The organism is Lysinibacillus sp. G01H (genome assembly GCF_028872195.1).
Lineage (GTDB): Bacteria > Bacillota > Bacilli > Bacillales_A > Planococcaceae > Lysinibacillus > Lysinibacillus capsici.
The window spans coordinates 2,733,265-2,751,672 of the sequence record NZ_CP118397.1 but is presented as its reverse complement, the minus strand read 5'-3'; the positions used below and the strand labels follow the sequence as shown (position 1 = coordinate 2,751,672).

14 protein-coding genes are annotated in these 18,408 nt (G+C 34.5%); 10 read left to right on the top strand and 4 right to left on the bottom strand.

From position 1 onward, the window contains the following. Positions 1-31 precede the first annotated feature (31 nt). The 3 genes from PSR12_RS14065 to PSR12_RS14055 all read right to left on the bottom strand — a co-directional run bounded on the left by PSR12_RS14065 (position 32) and on the right by PSR12_RS14055 (position 2,355). A complete protein-coding gene (locus tag PSR12_RS14065; RefSeq protein ID WP_263081896.1) occupies positions 32-922 on the bottom strand; it encodes an anti-sigma-V factor RsiV in 891 nt (296 codons plus the stop codon). Continuing rightward, entirely contained in the window at positions 915-1,433 is a 519-nt protein-coding gene (locus PSR12_RS14060; RefSeq protein ID WP_004230723.1) for an RNA polymerase sigma factor SigV, read from the bottom strand. The genes PSR12_RS14065 and PSR12_RS14060 overlap by 8 nt, the downstream gene beginning before the upstream one ends. A 154-nt stretch (positions 1,434-1,587) precedes the next feature. Further along, positions 1,588-2,355 (bottom strand): sulfite exporter TauE/SafE family protein, encoded by a 768-nt coding sequence (locus PSR12_RS14055; RefSeq protein WP_221680275.1) that lies wholly within the window; start codon positions 2,353-2,355, stop codon positions 1,588-1,590. A 215-nt stretch (positions 2,356-2,570) separates the two neighbouring features. Between PSR12_RS14055 and PSR12_RS14050 the strand changes: the two genes are divergently transcribed. The 6 genes from PSR12_RS14050 (at position 2,571) to PSR12_RS14025 (ending at position 7,916) form a co-directional block, all read left to right on the top strand. Next, a complete protein-coding gene (locus PSR12_RS14050; protein ID WP_036077327.1) occupies positions 2,571-2,996 on the top strand; it encodes a hypothetical protein in 426 nt (141 codons plus the stop codon). A gap of 74 nt (positions 2,997-3,070) precedes the next feature. Beyond that, the gene (locus tag PSR12_RS14045; protein ID WP_274769416.1) at positions 3,071-4,066 is read left to right on the top strand and encodes an LLM class flavin-dependent oxidoreductase; all 996 of its coding nucleotides are present in this window, start codon (positions 3,071-3,073) and stop codon (positions 4,064-4,066) included. A 722-nt stretch (positions 4,067-4,788) separates the two neighbouring features. Beyond that, positions 4,789-5,178, top strand: coding sequence for a GntR family transcriptional regulator (locus tag PSR12_RS14040; RefSeq protein ID WP_004230719.1), 390 nt, complete (start codon positions 4,789-4,791; stop codon positions 5,176-5,178). Next, a complete protein-coding gene (locus tag PSR12_RS14035; protein WP_221680277.1) occupies positions 5,175-5,864 on the top strand; it encodes an ABC transporter ATP-binding protein in 690 nt (229 codons plus the stop codon). The genes PSR12_RS14040 and PSR12_RS14035 overlap by 4 nt, the downstream gene beginning before the upstream one ends. Continuing rightward, on the top strand, positions 5,861-6,688 hold the full coding sequence (locus PSR12_RS14030) for a hypothetical protein (RefSeq protein WP_221680278.1): 828 nt from the start codon (positions 5,861-5,863) through the stop codon (positions 6,686-6,688). The genes PSR12_RS14035 and PSR12_RS14030 overlap by 4 nt, the downstream gene beginning before the upstream one ends. A gap of 13 nt (positions 6,689-6,701) precedes the next feature. Then, positions 6,702-7,916, top strand: coding sequence for a hypothetical protein (locus PSR12_RS14025; RefSeq protein WP_274769414.1), 1,215 nt, complete (start codon positions 6,702-6,704; stop codon positions 7,914-7,916). A gap of 103 nt (positions 7,917-8,019) precedes the next feature. Here PSR12_RS14025 and yfkAB read toward each other — a convergent pair whose 3' ends face one another. Next, on the bottom strand, positions 8,020-9,132 hold the full coding sequence (yfkAB, locus tag PSR12_RS14020; protein WP_274769412.1) for a radical SAM/CxCxxxxC motif protein YfkAB: 1,113 nt from the start codon (positions 9,130-9,132) through the stop codon (positions 8,020-8,022). Positions 9,133-9,406: 274 nt separating this feature from the next. On the opposite strand from yfkAB, the gene PSR12_RS14015 reads away from it, so the two are divergent. From PSR12_RS14015 to PSR12_RS14000, 4 genes are all read left to right on the top strand, one after another. Further along, the gene (locus PSR12_RS14015; protein ID WP_274769410.1) at positions 9,407-10,105 is read left to right on the top strand and encodes a YjjG family noncanonical pyrimidine nucleotidase; all 699 of its coding nucleotides are present in this window, start codon (positions 9,407-9,409) and stop codon (positions 10,103-10,105) included. A 1,101-nt stretch (positions 10,106-11,206) separates the two neighbouring features. Further along, positions 11,207-16,006 (top strand): DNRLRE domain-containing protein, encoded by a 4,800-nt coding sequence (locus PSR12_RS14010; RefSeq protein ID WP_274769408.1) that lies wholly within the window; start codon positions 11,207-11,209, stop codon positions 16,004-16,006. A gap of 726 nt (positions 16,007-16,732) precedes the next feature. Further along, positions 16,733-17,992, top strand: a complete 1,260-nt coding sequence (locus PSR12_RS14005; RefSeq protein ID WP_274769407.1) for an RHS repeat domain-containing protein — start codon at positions 16,733-16,735, stop codon at positions 17,990-17,992. Further along, entirely contained in the window at positions 17,992-18,399 is a 408-nt protein-coding gene (locus PSR12_RS14000; RefSeq protein ID WP_274769405.1) for a hypothetical protein, read from the top strand. The genes PSR12_RS14005 and PSR12_RS14000 overlap by 1 nt, the downstream gene beginning before the upstream one ends. Positions 18,400-18,408: the final 9 nt, after the last annotated feature.

Sequence of the window (18,408 nt, the reverse complement as noted above, 5' to 3'; positions counted from 1 at the left end):
CAATACCTCGTCATAGGAAAAGTAAGCTAAATTAATGAATATATTTTGTGCTTACAAGATCTTCTTTTAAGACATCTGTTGGGATTTCAAACTCTACAACGCCCATATAGCCAGGTGCCACTTCATATTTATCAAAGGAAATCACAAGCTTGCCTTTATCAGAAATGTAGAATTGCTGATCAGGTTTAATGGCTGTAAATTCCTCCATTAACTCTTCATCGGCAAGGCCAGCACCCTTTACCCAGTAAACTTTATCTTGATTCGATTCAGCTATTTGTGTACGCATTTGTTCTTTAATATTTTCACTAATTGTTTCAATATAGTGCTGATCTTTAAAGAGCATTGGTAAAGTAATTAAAATTTCGTTTTCTTTATCGATCGTATCGTATTCCATCACCGTTGAAGAAGAAGCAACGGTATTCACTACATAACGGCCAATCGACAAAATTTGTTCGTTATCAGTTTTGATTTCGTAGCCACTATCAATACCTAAATGACCACCGCCATTTAATTTTAAATCGCCCACTTCTGCCATAAATTCATCGTAAAGTGTCTTACCTTCTGCACGATATTTTTCATTTAATGTATTCGCCAGATCTTGATTTTCTAAATTTTCAATAGAAGGAACTTTAATGTTGGCATCATAAGTATCTTCTGCCACTTCATATTCTGTCCAAGTCAATACTTTTATCACACTACCAACCACGGGAATTTCTGAAAGTGTGCGTGCCATTGCAGGACTTACATTTAAACCAGCTGTAAATAGCATGGCTGCAGCGGCAGATCCAAGGACCCATTGAGGTGTACGATTTTTTTTCTTTTTTTGACCTTGCTTAAGTGCTTTTTCAACCACGAAGTCTAGCTCTTTTGGAATCGGGACTTTCATATATTGTTTTTCTAACTCCTGTAATTTTTTATCCATGTGCAGTTTCTCCCTTCACATCTTCCAATTGGATTTTCAATAGTTTTAATGCTTTATAAAGACGCGATTTGGCTGTACTCAACTTAATGTCGAGGATGTTCGCCACGTCAGCGAGTTTTAAATCCTCGAAATAATGGAGAATGACAACCTCTCGATACATTTGCGGGAGTTCATCCAACGCATGCTCCAAGTCAACATTCTCATAAACATCCTCTTGAGCAGGTGTTAAATATTGTAATGTATCATCATCTGTCACTTGTAAGCGTTTATGCTTACGTAAAAAATCTATGGCTGTACGGACAACTATTTTATAAAACCAGCTTTTCATATAGGTCACATTTTCAAGTCGATCTAATGAAAGCATGGCTTTTTGGATACTGTCTTGTACAACATCTAGTGCGTCCTGTTCATTTTTTGTATAGCTATACGCGAGCAAATAAAAACGCTCTTTTTGTTCTCGAATGAATTGGACAAACACCTCTTCATGTTGAAATGCATTTCTTGTTCTCATGTCCAAAGAAGCTCCTTTTTTAACATTGTCAAATTGTATACATTTACTAGACGTACGAGGAGAGGGAAAAAGTTGATGCCATGAAAAAAACTTACCCCAATTGAGATAAGTTTGATCCTTCTATAGTATTGGCATACGTTAGTATAACGGCTGATCATGAAAAATAGTCATATGTATTTTTCAAGAGTAATAGAATGGTCACAACGATAAATAATTTACGTACATAGCCACTGCCGCGTTTAATGGCAAATTTTGAACCAACAATAGCTCCTGCAATTTGCGCAAGACCCATAGGTAGTCCGTAGGCATAATTTATTTGTCCTAAGTATATAAACATAAGGAGGGCAGCTACATTACTGCCGAAATTTAAAAATTTGGCGTTTCCTGCTGATTGTAAAAAATCAAAGCCAACTAGGAGAAAAGCAAAGAGTAGAAACGAGCCTGTCCCAGGACCTAAAAAGCCATCATAAAAGCCAATAAGTGTAATCACAAAAACAAAAATAATAGAACGCTTTGGGGTTAATTGTTTATAGGTGGTCATACTGCCCCAGTCTTTTTTAAAGATGGTATAGATAGCAACGGCTGCAAGCATAATCAGCATTAATGGCTTCAGTACACTTGGGTCCATTAAGTGGACAATCCAAGCACCCAGCATAGAGCCAAAAAAGACGAAGGGGAAAAGCTTATAGACGGCTTTTATATCTAGTTTACCAGAGCGATAAAATGTCACTGTGCTAGTAAGGGAACCCATTGTACCTGCCAATTTATTGGTTGCTACTGCAGCAGAGGGAGGAAGACCAACGAACATAAGAGCTGGTAATGAGATAAGCCCACCTCCTCCAACCACTGAATCAATAAAGGCTGCTAAAAAACCGAAGAGGATTAAAATTAATAAAATATTTACATCTAAATCAAAAGGCACAAAAGGTCATCTCTTTTCTATCATAATAATCTGATAGTAGCGAACTGAGGATAGGCTGTAAATACTCTAGCTGCTATTTTTTAATAGAAATAAATGAAGTGATCCGATAGGAAATGACGATAATTTCTACATAACACAAAAAAATTCTACTTGGAGTCATTATTTTGATGTATTATGTAGTTGATGGTGTTTTTACGTAAAGGGGACGTGATGACATGAGTTTAGGAAATCATATACGTGTATTTCTCTGTGTTGTGTTTATGGGAGTACTTGTAGGGTATGTCTTTAATGCAAAAAAAGATATAACAGATCATGAGTATATTGATACTGTAAAGGAAGGCTATTTGGAGAATTTTTCAGATGTCACAGTTCGAAATGCGTTTAATTACGCTTTTTTTGAACCTTACTGGCGCTATTATGAAGCGAAAACTGGGGAGCAAGTTGTAGAATTGTCAGGTGATATTACGTTTCAAGACGAAAAAGGACATGCTATTCTCCAATTTGTCGTGAACGAACAAACGCAGCAATTTTCCCTAGAGGCAATGAAATTTAAAGATGTCGTATTAAACCAGCAACAACAGCAAAAGCTTGTTGGCATGGTCTATCACACTTGGGAAAAGAAACAACTAGCTTATGAGTAAGGTTTTTTATTTTGTAAATCATCCAAACTGTATTACAGTAAAAGGGGGAGCTAGAGACAGAGAGGATGTTTTACATGAGATTAAGTATTTTAGATCAAATGCCGATTCCAAAAGGTCATTCTGCAGAAGAGGCCTTCCAACGTACAGAACAGCTGGCATTGCTAGGTGAAGAGCTTGGCTATCACCGTATGTGGCTTGCTGAACATCATAATAGTCAGTCATTGGCGAGTTCAGCTCCTGAAGTAACTGCTGCTTTTTTAGCTGCTAAAACACAGCGGCTTCGCATTGGTACGGGTGGCGTCATGATGATGCATTATTCACCCTATAAGCTAGCTGAGGTCTTTAAAACATTATCGGGGCTGGCACCCAATCGTATTGATTTTGGTGTGGGGAGAGCTCCTGGTGGTGATCATGCCGCTATCTATGCATTGGCAGAGGGAAGACGACAACGCTTCACGGAACAGTACGATAAGCTAGAAATCATATTAAAACTAATGAATAATCAAAAAACAGGTGAACATGTCTATGATCAAGTCGTTGCAGCTCCTGCTCATATTTCATTACCAGAGGCTTGGTTACTAGGTTCTAGTGGTCAGAGTGCCATGCAGGCTGGCCAGCTGGGAGTAGGCTATTCGTATGCACAATTTTTCACGGGCAATATGTCAAAGGATATCTTTGATGCCTATAAAGCCTATTTTACGCCTTCTTATTATATGGATAAACCACAAATCATTGTGACATATGCAGCAACAGTTGCCCACACCTTAGAAGAAGCGGAATATTTAGCTAAACCGATTGATATTTCTCGTCTTCAATTAATGAAAGGGCAAATCATTCAAACAATGTCACCCGAAGAAGCGAAGGATTATCCATTAACTGAAATGGATAAATTGACGATTGACAATAATCGCAAGGCGAATCTTGTCGGGACACCCCAAGACATTGCTTCTTTTTTAAGTGCTGAGCAAGAACGCTATGGCTTTGATGAAGTAATGCTAAATTGCAATCAATATGAATTAGAAAGTCGTTTAAATACCTATAGATTCCTGGCAAAGGAATTAATTAGATAAGGGGAAAGCCATATTCATCTGAATATGGCTTTTATGTATTTAGCTGAATTAAAATAGCGGCTTTACAATTAGAAAAACCCGGAAATTTATTTCCGGGTCTGATTACCACTTACATTTTCTGCTCCATGACACACTGCCTCGCTTCCGCATAGGATCTTAAGATATTCCTAAGAAATCTGTACTTTAGCTTATTCAGTTTTGATGGTCCTTCTGAGTTATCGATCAATCGCACTCATCGGGTTAACCCTCCTAGTCATTGGATTTGAAGTGAAATCTTTAATAGTATAGCTCAACTATAATTTCTTATACCTCTTGTGAGCATAAAATTTATTTTTTTGTGCTAAAGAAAACATACATTCCTAACCAGTTAACAATTAGCATGATTATTGAGAAGATAAAAACACTCGTCTGTTTGAAGAAAAGCATATTTGCATCCCAGATTGTACATGCTACTTGTCCAACTGGTTGTGATTTTAATTATTGATAGTTATTTCCATAAATATGGTTGACTTAAAATGTGTATTAAGCATATAATACATTGCAAGAAGTGTATTAACTGTTTAATACATTTTTTTAATGACAGTGTATTAAGTACTTAATACGCAGAGGTGTTAGCGAGAAAAAAATATGTCCATGTTTATTGATAGGGGCAACCCATCATTATGCATACTGTGTATTAAGTGGTTAATACGCGAAATTAATTTTTTGAGGAGTTGAGTTATTTGACTATAAATTTTAATAATCGGGACCCGGTGTATGTCCAAGTTATTCGGCATTTGAAAGAACAAATTGCCAAGGGGTTTTATGAGCCCGGTCAGGAGATCCCATCCAGAAGGGAATTAGCCAATCAGTTAAAGATTAACCCAAATACTGCGCAACGAGCTTATAAGGAAATGGAGGAACAAGGATTGATTTTTACAGAGGGGAATATGCCTAGCTGCATTACAAAAGATGAAGCGGTCCTTAAAAATGTCCGTGAGGAATTGATTATCGAAGCGGTTGACTTATTTTTGGGCTCTATTAAATCTATCGATGTGCCGTTAGCAGAAGTGTTGGAACTCGTAAAGAAAAAACATGATGCCGAAAGCGGAGAAGCGGAGGAATCGAAATGATTGAAGTAAATAATGTTAACAAGAAATACGGCAGGAAACAGGTTTTAAAAGACTTTTCTTTTACTGCAGAAAAAGGGGAGATTACTTGTTTAATAGGAATAAATGGTGTAGGTAAGACGACAATCATGAAAGCTATTATGGCGCTCACACCAATTAATAGTGGTGAAATTTTAATTGATGGAGAAAAAATCACAAAAGAAAGCTTTGAAAAAATAACCTTCATCCCAGACACAATAACGATGTTGCCACAAATGAAAATCAGTGAAGCTTGTGCGTTCATGGCTGATTTTTATAAAAGCTGGAATCCTCAGAGAGCAGAAGAATTACGACAATTTTTTAAACTTGATCCGAATGAACGAATTGCTAACTTATCGAAAGGAAATACAGCAAAAGTGAATATGCTACTGGGTTTGTCACTTGATGTCGATTATTTACTGATGGATGAACCATTCTCTGGCATTGATATTTTCTCTCGTGAGCAGATTGCAGAGGTGTTTACAAGCCATTTAATTGAAGAACGTGGTGTCATTATAACAACGCATGAAATTAGTGATATTGAGCATTTGATTGATAAAGCAGTCCTTATTGATGACGGTGCAGTATTGAGAGAATTTAGCGTGGAGGAAGTACGTGAAAATGAAGGGAAATCAGTGGTTGATGTGATGAGGGAGGTATATCGAGCATGAAAAACTATTTAAAACTTGTTAATTTTGAAGTAAATCGATTTTTTAAATTGTATTTGATTTTAATAGGCTTGACCATGCTCAGCCAGCTTATAGGAGCGGGAATTATCTCACAAACCTATATGAAAAATGCTAAACAGTTGATGGCAGAAAACCAGTTATCCAGGAACCAGTATGTGGAGCAATACGGGACTTTTTCTTTCGATCGATTCACTGATTCAGAATGGTTTCTGCTGCCAATCTTTTTTTGTATCGCCATGCTGATGATTTATGTTTTCTTTATTTGGTATCGAGATTGGTTTGGTAAAAATACATTTATTTACAGATTATTCATGTTACCAACTGAAAGAATCGCCATTTATTTTGCGAAATTAACGACGATTATGCTTTTAGTTCTTGGCTTGATTGCTTTGCAAATCTTGCTAATTTTGATGGAAAAACAAATAGTGAATAAGATTATACCAATAGACCTCCAATCAAATTTCTCAATTTATACTAGTTCTACTTTAAATATGTGGAGGTGGCTGTATCCGACTAGCTTTACAGAGTTTATCCTGGTTTATGCACTTGGGTTACTTTTCGTGGCAGTAATATTTACCGCGATTTTAATTGAGCGAAGTTATGGTTTAAAAGGGATTTTTTACGCTATTTTTTATGGCTTACTGTCACTTGGGGTATTTTTTGCTCCAATCCTATTAGTTAATGTTTATACAAATTACTTTTACCCACTTGAAATTTTCTTAATGGTACTGGTAACGAGCATGATCGTTTTAGGCAGTGCCATTTGGATTGCGAATCATTTATTAAAATATAAAATCAGGGTCTAGAGGAGGTATAACAATGAAAAAATATTGGAAAACAATCAGTATTAGTTTCTTCATCGTGGTGTTTATCAGTTCTTACTATATCCAAAAAACAGCAATGGCATCGAAAAATGACAGATCCTATAAAATTGAAACGATCAGCGGAAATAAGGAAGAAATCGAAAATCTTATTCTTCAAACAAGTTATCAGAGTAATGATCTTTATCATATGTTGTACATATCAAAGGATGGTTCCACGAATCCCAATAATCAGTCTTTTTTTAGAGATTTGATGGCACCGAATGAACCTATGAACCTTCGAAAATATATTGAGGAACACCGTAATTTTATGCGTGGGAAAGAATTTGATCCAAGAAAATATTTTGAAGACAAATCACGTTTGATTTACACAACGTTTTTAGATGATGGCGGAAAAGAAGCTAGCAATGTCGTAACGCTTCAAATTGATACACTTGATAAAAATACAAATGACAGTTCTTCCTTTAAAATCGATATACCAGTCAAAGCTAGCTATGATTGGATTAATGTGAATGACGTCTACGTAGGAGATGGAAAGATAAATATTTTAACAACAAACTATTTATCAGCCAACTATCTTATAAAAGCTAGGGAAGAGTTGCATGTCTATTCGATTGATGAGAACAAGAAGGAATTAGTAAAGGACGCCATCCTTGCAGAATTAGTGTCAGAAGAAAGAGGCACTTCCAGTATCCGTATTTTTAATGAATACAATACTACTACTCAAAACGAAAATTATTATTTATATATGGTAGAAAAATACAGTGATCGAAAAGAAGATACTGAGCTAGAAGTTATCTCTAGTCAAATATATCTCTATAATAATGCCAAGAATGAAGCAGAGGAATGGACTATGCCAGAAGAATTAAAACCCTATCGGAAGTCAATGCTGATTCATAAAGAAACGATATACATTCCTGTTTATTCAGCCAATGGTTTAACGCTGAATCGTTATCATATTGAAAAGAAAAAGTGGGAAGAGCCCTTAACCCTTCAATATTCAAGCATTGCGAATGAGAAAGATGCTCCATATTTACGTATAGCAGAGGGGAAATTTTATTTAATATATCGTGTTTCTGATGGACAGTGGTTGTCTATCGTTGATTTACGTACAGGTGGATTGATTTATGAAGGGAAAATCATTTCCGAAGACAAGAAAAATCAAGAGGTGGATTCTTCACTTACGATCGAACAATTATATACGATGCATTAAAGAACAGATAAGGCCAACTTACAATTTATAACGCCATATGTAAAAGCAACTCCATGTTGATCAGTCTTTGTTCAACATGGAGTTGCTCTCTTTATCGATGAACTTATACACGAGCAGAGCCACTCACAAAAGCGGTGTTTTGATAATACATATTTTTTACAAGGACATTTGGGCCTAAGCATTTGACTGCGGGACAATGGCAGTTAAGCGATTTTGCCAAGTCGGTTGCCATCCATTTATCAAAAATCAATGGTAGTTCGTCATGTACAATATTGCCGAGGGCTGGTGTATCACCAAAGTCGGTAACGATCACATCACCTGTAAAGATATTGATATTCAATCGTGAACGACCGTCTGGGTCATTACGCATTGTGACATTCTTCGCTGTGCGGAGACGTTGTAACAGCTTTTGATCCTCTTCATTCAGGCTACATGGGTAGAATGGGAGTGTACCAAACAACATCCATGTATTGTCATCACGAATATCTAACAGGTGATGAATGGCCTCACGTGTTTCCTCTAGTGATAAAGAAGTGAGTGCACTTGCAAAGTCGGATGGGTACATTGGGTGCACCTCATGGCGTGCACATTTCATCTCATGGATGATTTGGTTATGGATATGTTCTAAGTATGGTAAAGTTTTTTTGTTTAACATAGTTTCCGCAGATACCATAACGCCGTGTTCAGCTAGCATTTTTGAGTTATCAATCATGCGTTGGAATAAGGCTGCACGTTGGTCGTATGTTGGTTTGCGTTCCATCATAGCAAAGCCTGTTTCAACGAATTCATCGATCGTACCCCAGTTATGTGAGATATGTAGGACATCTAAATACGGTGCAATCAGTAAATAACGTTCAGGTTCTAATGTTAAGTTGGAATTGATTTGTGTGCGCACGCCTCGTTCATGTGCATACTTCAATAAAGGCAATACATAGTTTTGAACGGACTTCTTAGACATCATCGGTTCTCCACCAGTAATCGAAATCGTTTTAAGATGTGGAATTTCTTCTAGGCGCTTTAAAATTAATTCGATTGGTAATGCCTCTGGATCTTTATTTTGTAATGTATAACCTACCGCACAGTGGGCACAGCGCATATTACAAAGTGTTGTTGTTGTAAATTCAATATTTGATAGTGTCATTTGTCCATGCTGTTCCACATCTAAATAAGCTTCCCAAGGATCAAAGACAGGTGTTATTTTTTGTAAGGTCGTCATCTTTCGTACATCTTCCTTTCTAGCAATCTATTGTCTCATATTCACCGATAATTTCAAATATGAAATTACAGAACGGGCTATTTTAGGGCTAGACGAACATTTTTTGCCAATATAGAAAAAGTTCCCTAGTTTCAATGGACGGATAAGCATGTGTATAAAGCGCCTATATGTTCTAATATTCTGTCATAGGACATTTTACTGTTATTTTTCATAAAAAACGTTATCATGATATAGAGTAAATAGTCACAATGCATCGAAGAAAGTGGGAATGAACATGACGAAATATGAGATATTATTATTTGACGTAGATGATACATTACTAGATTTTGATTTAGCTGAAAATGCAGCACTTGACCGCATGTTTAAAGAGGAAAACATAGCAGTTACTCCAGAGATGATTGCGCGATATAAAGAAATTAATGAGTCCATGTGGCGTGCTTTTGAGCGTGGGGAATTAACAAAAAATACATTACATAATACGCGATTTGCTGTTGCCTTTAAGGAATTTGGCATAGAAGTCGATGGAGCTTACTTTGAAGCACTGTTCCAAAAATATTTGTGTGAGGCCCACCATTATGTAGAAGGTGCCTATGAGGTAATTGCACAGCTTGCAGACCATTATCATTTATATGTGGTGTCAAATGGTGTCACGGCTACACAAAATAAACGTCTTGTGGATGCTAAGCTAGCGCCACATTTTAAAGACATTTTTATTTCGGAGCAAACAGGCTATCAAAAGCCTATGCCAGCATTTTTCGATTATGTTTTTGAACGGATCGATGATTTTGATAAAGATAAAACGCTGATTATTGGGGACTCGTTGACATCCGATATTAAAGGCGGTTTACTATCAGGTATCGACACATGCTGGTTTAATATCCGTAATATCGAAAACACAAGTGAAATTAAGCCACATTATGAAATTAACAAATTACACGACTTATTTGAAGTATTGAATAAACAGCTAGTTTAGTACTACCAAGGTGGAACTATTGGACCAAATCAAAAATCATTGAGCACAGAGAAGATAATTATTTCCATGTACGGAATGAAATAGCTGGGAAGATATGTCCACTTTATATTAATACAAAGATTTAAGTACAAGCATGAAATTGTAAAAAAACAATTTCATGCTTGTACTTTTACCCAAACTTCATAAATTCGAACTGTTTCTTTAATCATTTCTCTATCATTGTCACTGGTTTAAAGATAGCCATTTCTAATAAATCCTTTTACATAATTTTGTCTGCTTTAATCAAGGCATCAATTATGACACCACTTCATAAAAAATAATATCCAAGTCTTAATGATTATGTCATATTTTATCATAAGAATTGTAGAGGGGAGTTCACTTGCTAGCAGTCTCTATAGTCGACAAGCCTCAAATTTTTATGCTTGCTACTACTTATTTTTAATGGGGTTCTTTGCTATTTTATGCCTTTACCTAAGAAACATCATGATACTATTTTAATATGCCTAAAAACACATATGTGATAAGGTGCTCAAAACTTTTAAAGATTCAATTTCAAAGTTAATTATCAAAAATTGAAGCCCAGGTGTTCAGAGACGAATTGAAATATTGTTTAACGAATAATGATATGTCTTACATGTAATTAGCTATGACAAACGTGTTGTACTTGTGTTAGAAAAAGAATATCATCAACAACTATCCGAGTTAGCGAAAACCCAGAACATAACCGATAGTAGGCTCGCACAAAGGATGATAGAGGAATATTTAGACAAGCATCAGAATTAAGGTATTTATTTTGAACAAAAACCTGGTTAATTTAAAAAACCGAACTCCCCATTCATCTACACGATAGTGCAATTTATTTGCAGTCTATTTCGTGTGAATGAAGGGGTTTTTAGTTAGAAACAAACTATACATAATATCAAAATTTAGGGGTATAGGATTTATGGTTTAATCATTTATATGTATATACAAATAGTTCTTTTTGTATATTAATTCCCATAATGTACTACCTAAAACGGTTAGTTTAGCACCATCCTAATAGTGATTGTCTGTTTATAATAGATAATGTTTCAAAAATCACAAGTATTAGGAGGAAACAATTTGCTAAGGAAGATTTTCATTCAATTGATTGTTTTGGCAATGTTCATTGCCTTTATTCCTTTTGGGAATTTTGCAAGTGTTGCTGCCAAAGAAAATCCCCAAAAAAATATGAAAGGAAATGAGAAAACCGAAGTAGTAGGAAAACGTACGCAAACTTCTAAAACGTTTAACAATTCTGATGGTACTTATACAACTGAAATATATGAAGCACCTATTCATTTTAAAGATAGTAAAGGTAACTGGAAAGATATTGATAACGACCTACAAAAAAAGAAAAATAATGGCAAAGGACAATTTGAAAATAAAGCCAATACCTTTGCTGTAACATTTGATGAAAAACTTGAAGAGGAAACGAACAACGTACAAGTAGCGGATAACCATTACAACCTTAATATTGGATTAAAGGAAATTGAACAAAAAGGTGAAATAATTCCTGCTAAAGAGGTTATCGGGGTTGCTACAGATAACCAAATTGAGTACCAAAATGTTTTTGATAATATTTCGACTACATATTCTGTTGGAGAAGACTTTGTAAAAGAAGATATTATAATTAACAAGAAGCCCGAAAAAGGGTTACCACAAACCTTCTCATATCAGCTATCTCTAGAAAATTTGACATATGAACAAATTAATAATCAAATCTATTTGAAGGACGCCAAAACGGGTGAGATGGTTTATGTTATAGAAGCGCCGTTTATGTATGATGCTTATAAACCTGTAGGCTTTCAATCTATTGATGGTTCAAATTCTATACCAGAGGAAGCAAAGTCTTATGATATCACGTTAAAAACACGAAAGGAAAACAATACTCTATGGATTGATTTAACCCCCGATACAGCATGGCTACAGGATTCTAAAAGACAATACCCTATTGTTATTGATCCAACAATTGTACGTATCCAAGGAAACTCTAAAATGGTTGATACAACAATACGAAAAAAGTTTCCAACTCAAACTGGGGGAAATGATACAGAATTAGGTACAGGTACAGCCACAGATGGGAATATTGTAAGAAGTTTATTGAAGTTTGATGTAACACCTATTCCAGAAAAAAGCATTATTATGTCTGCAGATGTAAGTCTTTATCTATCTTCAACTAATGATCCAACTCCTATTAATTTAAGTATGCATGCTATGAAACGCTCATGGGATGAAAATACGGCGACATGGAATAACTATTCTACAGCAGGGGGCTGGACAACAGCAGGGGGAGATTTTAATACCACGGCTCTTTCAACTGTCACAGGAGTCTCTTCAGTGCCAAGTAATGTAGAAGAGGGTATTAAACGATGGTCTATTCCTACGAGTATGGTGAGTGGGTGGCTATATAATCCCGAATCAAATCTGGGTTTATTATTGAAAAGTACATCAGAAAATACAATGATTTACAAAAAATTCATCAGTAGTGAAAGTACAACCAACCCACTCCCTTATAAACCGAAACTTGTCGTTACTTATAAAACACCCAACCGTTTAGGGTTAGAAGACTATTGGGATTATGCCACACATGATATTTCAAATGGATCTAACTATGTAAATTTAGGCACAAATAATAATGTTATTCAATACACAGATTTTAGCTTATTCAACTATGGTGGATTTGGTTTAGATTTTACTAGAACTTATAATAGTAAGGATTTTGAAAAATCTCCATTTGGCTATGGTTGGAGTTTTACAGGTTCAGAGAAATTATTTTATAATGATAAATATTTTAATGTCGAATATAAAGATGCAGATGGTACGGTCCATGCTTACTCATGGGATGGAGATAAGTATATTGCACCAGCAGGTAATTATGATAGTTTAGATATGGTGGATAAATACACTTTTAAACTGACTAGCAAAACTGGTATCATAACAACATTTAAAGTTAGAGAAAGCACTAGTGATACAGATGTGGAAGTAGCATATGTAACAGAGCAAAAAGATTTAAATAACAATACAATCACTTATAATTACGATACATCAAATCATCTTACTTCTATCAATACTAATCTAGGCACAAAATTAGTGTTAACTTATACTGATGGGCTTATTACAAATGCAAAATATAATGATCAGGATATTAAGTATACTTATACAGATGGTTACTTAACACGAGTAATGGTTAAGAAAGATAAGAACGATGACAAAACATCAACGCCTACTTCGTTCTACTACACAACTAATGGACAGTTAACAAAAATTATTGATAGTAATCAGAAGATTATGCTTTATGGATATAATAGTGAATTGGATTTAGTATCGGTAACAGAACCTTCATTAGATGGGCAAGTAGATTCTATCACTAATTACTCTTTAGATCGAACAAATAATATTGTGACAGTTACAAGCCCAGAAGGTACTGTTACACGCTATGGTTTAAATAACAATTTTAATGTAACGAAAATGTTTGATCCTTCAGGTGATACAACAACCTATACATTAGATGAAAAAAGCTATAATGTTCTTTCACAAAATGTTATGTATTCAGATGGATCTACTTATACTAAGAAATTTGAGTATGATACAAAGGGAAATTTATTAAGCACTAATGATTCAAAAGGTGTGACAGAATCCTATACGTATGATGAGTACAGTAATCTTTTAACTCAGACAGATGCCAATCAGCAAACAACTACCAACACTTATGAGAATGGTAATCTAAAAACCTCCACAACACCTAAAGGAGAAACAACAACCTATACGTATAATGACCATGGAGATTTGACACAAGTAAAATATCCAGATGGGAAAATCGAAACGTATAGCACTAGCTATGAGAATAATCAAAAACTAACAACCTATCAAGATATTGAATTAGGTATCACAACTAAAACTGTAACTGATTTTAATGGAAATATCCTCTCTTATGAAGACGGAAAAAAGGGGAAAACTAGGTATCAATACAATTTGAAAAATGAACTAGTAGAGGTAGAAGATGCTGCAAATAAAATAACAACTTATACGTTTGATGCCAACAGCAATTTAACATCTGTGACAAATGCTAATGGTAAAAAGCAAATGTCTCTTAGCTATAATGCACAAAATGCCATAGAAAAAGAAACAAATGCAGAGGGACAAGTTACATCTTACAATTATAATGCTGATGGTGATTTAAGTGAAATTATCAAAGCAGCAGGTGAAAAAATCGCCTATACTACTTCAGCTGATACCAATACACAGATAGTGAAAATAAATGGGGTTAATCAGTTTTCAACACAAGTAGATGGTTTATCTACGACAGTGACAAATCATACACTTAGCAATCAAAAAGTTACGTATACACTTTCAGAAAATGAACTATTACAAAGGGTAGACATTAATGCACCTGTAAATCGTTCAATAATGTACACTTATAAAAATGAGAAAGATTTAGAAAGCATTCAATATGGTACAAATACCATTGAGTATGAATCAGATGAAAATGGTCAAACAATTGCAGTAACACTCAATGGACAACCTTCAGCGAGCTTCGCAAGGAACACAAATGGCTTATTGGAGAGCACGACTTATAAAAATGGTGCCGTTATTTTAAATAAGTATAAAGCTGATCAATTACAAACAGAAACTTTGAAAACAAATAGTACAACAACTTGGCGTACAAATGCGTATGAGTATGATAAAAACCAGCAAATTACCAAAGTAACGAACAGTGATGGTACGGTAACTTACACATATGATGCTTTAAACCAACTAACCAAAGAACAATATAGTAATGGTTTATCCATTTCATACACATACGATTCAGTTGGAAATCGGACTTCTAAAACGACTTTGCATAACGGCAATACAACTACAACCAACTATAGTTATAATGATGCAAATCAAATGAAAGCTGCTGGTGATAAAACTTATACTGTAAGTCCTAACGGAAATGTAACTAATGATGGTGTTTTCCAATATGTTTGGAATGCCTTTGATCAATTAACAGAAGTAAAGACCCTTACTGGTACGACAGTTGCAACCTATCGTTATGATGAAAATGGTCGTCGTGTATACAGTAAAGATAGTAATGGTGAAACGTATTATCGATATAATGGCCTAACAAATGAAGTGCTGTTTGAAGAAGATGCAAGTGGCAATCTTACAAAAGCATACACTTACGGTGATAATGGGCATCTATTAACAATGACATATCAAGGTTCAACTTATTACTATTTAACGAACTATCGTGGAGATGTACTAGCCCTAACGGATTCAAATGGTGACATTGTGGCGAAATACACATATGATGCATGGGGTAATATTATGAGCGAAATTGGTACAATGGCAACTATCAACCCATACCGCTATGCTGGCTATCGTTACGATGAGAGTACAAAACTATACTATTTAATGGCACGTTACTATAATCCAGATACAGGTGTGTTCTTATCGTTAGATTCTGTACGTGGAGATATTATGAATCCTTTAACATTGAATGGTTATAGCTATGCAAACAATAACCCAGTAATGAATATCGATCCAAATGGGGAATATTGGAAAAATGCATGGTGGAATAATAAATCTTTTTTATCTAAAACAATAAATGCTGTAATATTTATTGTTTCTGTATCTTTTGGAGGAGGAATAGCAAAAATTTTATCTAATTATTCAAAGAAACAATTTAGTAAAGCTAAACGAATTCTTTTTGCAGATAAAGTAAAAAAATCATTAATCCGAAAGGGCGTTTCTGCGAAAATTTCTAGTAATATTGTTACTGCTTTAACCACAGCTGTTAACATTGCAGGGTTTTATACTGACCCTGGTACAGCTATTTTTAAGTTTTTAGATGCAAGAGATAAATATCCCAAAAACGGATATTTTAATGGATATTAGTATCTAAATTAATATATGGAGAACTAAATATGAAAAATCAATTTCTACGAATGCTTTTGTATAGTATTATTCTACTAGTATTATTGAGTTGGCATAAACTAAATTTTTATATTCTGGCAACTTTATATTTTCTTTTTATGGTGATAGAAGTTTTCTTGAATTCAAAAGAATATAAGAAGGAAAGTAAATATATAGTTTTAGGATATCGAATCCTCTTTATTCTTACAGCAGTGATAATTATATTTAATAGGGATAAGATTATGGGATAAATATTTAAAAAAATAAAAGGTTTATTACTAATAAATATAAAGCATAAGAAATGACAAAAGGTATGAGAATAAATCTCAGTGCCTTTTGTCCATTTAGTTATTCCCTTTATATTTACAGTGATAGCACTATATTTTGCAAACAGACTAACCGAAAAAATGGACTGGTAGTATTAATAATCAATTATGAATGTACAATTCAATATGGGGAAAATACACATAAATTAATAGATATAGAGTTCAAGTAGTGCTCTAATTTAGTTTACTTTACATATTGTGAGAAATAGTGTTAAAACAGTAGGACGACTAAACTGAATTACACCATAATACCAAGTAAATTTAAATTACTCTGCGATTCTTACATAAAGCCCCAGCCACTGATAGTTCAGAGGTTTGGGCTTTTATTATTTATCTTCTTTTATCCATCTCATTTAACACCTTTTCACCATCTTTAGAAGACATGTTCTTATACAATGAAGTTGTTTTAATATGGTATAGTACAAGCTATGAGAATAATCAAAAACTAACAACCCATCAAGATGTTACGTATATACAATCTGAAAATGAACTATTACAAAGGGTAGACATTAGTGCACCAGTGAATCGTTCAATAATGTACACTTATAAAAATGAGAAAGATTTAGAGAGCATTCAATATGGTACAAATACCATAGAGTATGTAACAGATGAGAATGGTCAAACAACTCAAACCACACTTAATGGGGCAAACACTGCTAACTTCATATGGAATAAAAACAACTTATTGGAGAGCACAATTTTCAGAAATGGTGCAGCTATATTAAATGAGTATAGTTTTAATCAATTACAATCAGAAACATTGAAAACCAATAGTGAAACGACTTGGCAAACAAATAAGTATGAGTATGATAAAAATCAGCAAATTACCAAAGTATCAAACGATGATGGTACAGTCACTTACACGTACGATGTTTTAAACCAGCTAGTCAAAGAACAATACAGTAATGGTCTATCCATTTCATATACGTACGATTCAGTTGGAAACCGTATTTCTAAAACCACTTTGCAAAACGGTAGTATAACTACAACCAACTATAGTTATAATAATTCAAACCAGATGATGGCTACTGGTGATAAAACTTATTATGTTAGCGACAATGGAAATGTTACAAATGATGGTGTTTTCCAATATGCTTGGAACGCATTTGATCAATTGACAGAAATTAAGTCTCTAACGGGTACGACAGTTGCCTCATATCGTTATGATGAAAATGGACGTCGTATATATAGTAAAGACAGTAACGGCGAAACGTATTATCGTTATAACGGTATAACAAATCAAGTATTGTTTGAAGAAAACTCAGAAGGGGTCATTTCAAAAGCATATACTTATGACGATAATGGTCATCCTCTAACAATGACTTATCAAGGTTCAACATATTACTACTTAACGAACTATCGTGGAGATGTACTAGCCTTAACAAATACAAATGGTGAAATTGTTGCAGAATACACATATGATGCATGGGGCAATATTATTAACCAAAGAGGTGCACTGGCAATTATCAATCCGTACCGTTATGCTGGTTATCGATACGATGAAGATTCAAAACTTTACTATCTAATGGCACGTTATTATAACCCAGATACAGGAGTGTTCTTATCGTTAGATTCTGTACGTGGAGATACAATGAATCCTTTAACACTGAATGGTTATAGTATGCGAACAATAATCCTGTAATGTTTGTTGATCCAGATGGGGAATTCTCAATTTCAAAAAATTTAAAATCAATACTAAAATCATTTATTAAAATGATTTTCGCTGATTTACGTGTAAATACATTAACAAATTTTGTATTGTTTGTTGGTGGTGGTGGTGTATCCGCTTATGTTGCAAGAAAAATGGCCTTAAAGGGGTTTACTATGTTGAATAGAGCACCAAATAAAAAGGCAATTAAAGCTTTTATTACAGGTGGATTTAGCGCATATATTTCTGGATCCTTTCTTAAGGGAGCTGCAAGTACAGCAGTGAATTTAAGTGGAAAACTATGGAAATGGGATCCGTGGTTTGATACTACTAGGCTTGGAAAAACAATTGATAAAGGATTACTTAGTGCAGAGCGATATTTACTAAGTAAAATTAAGTAATAGGTGGTA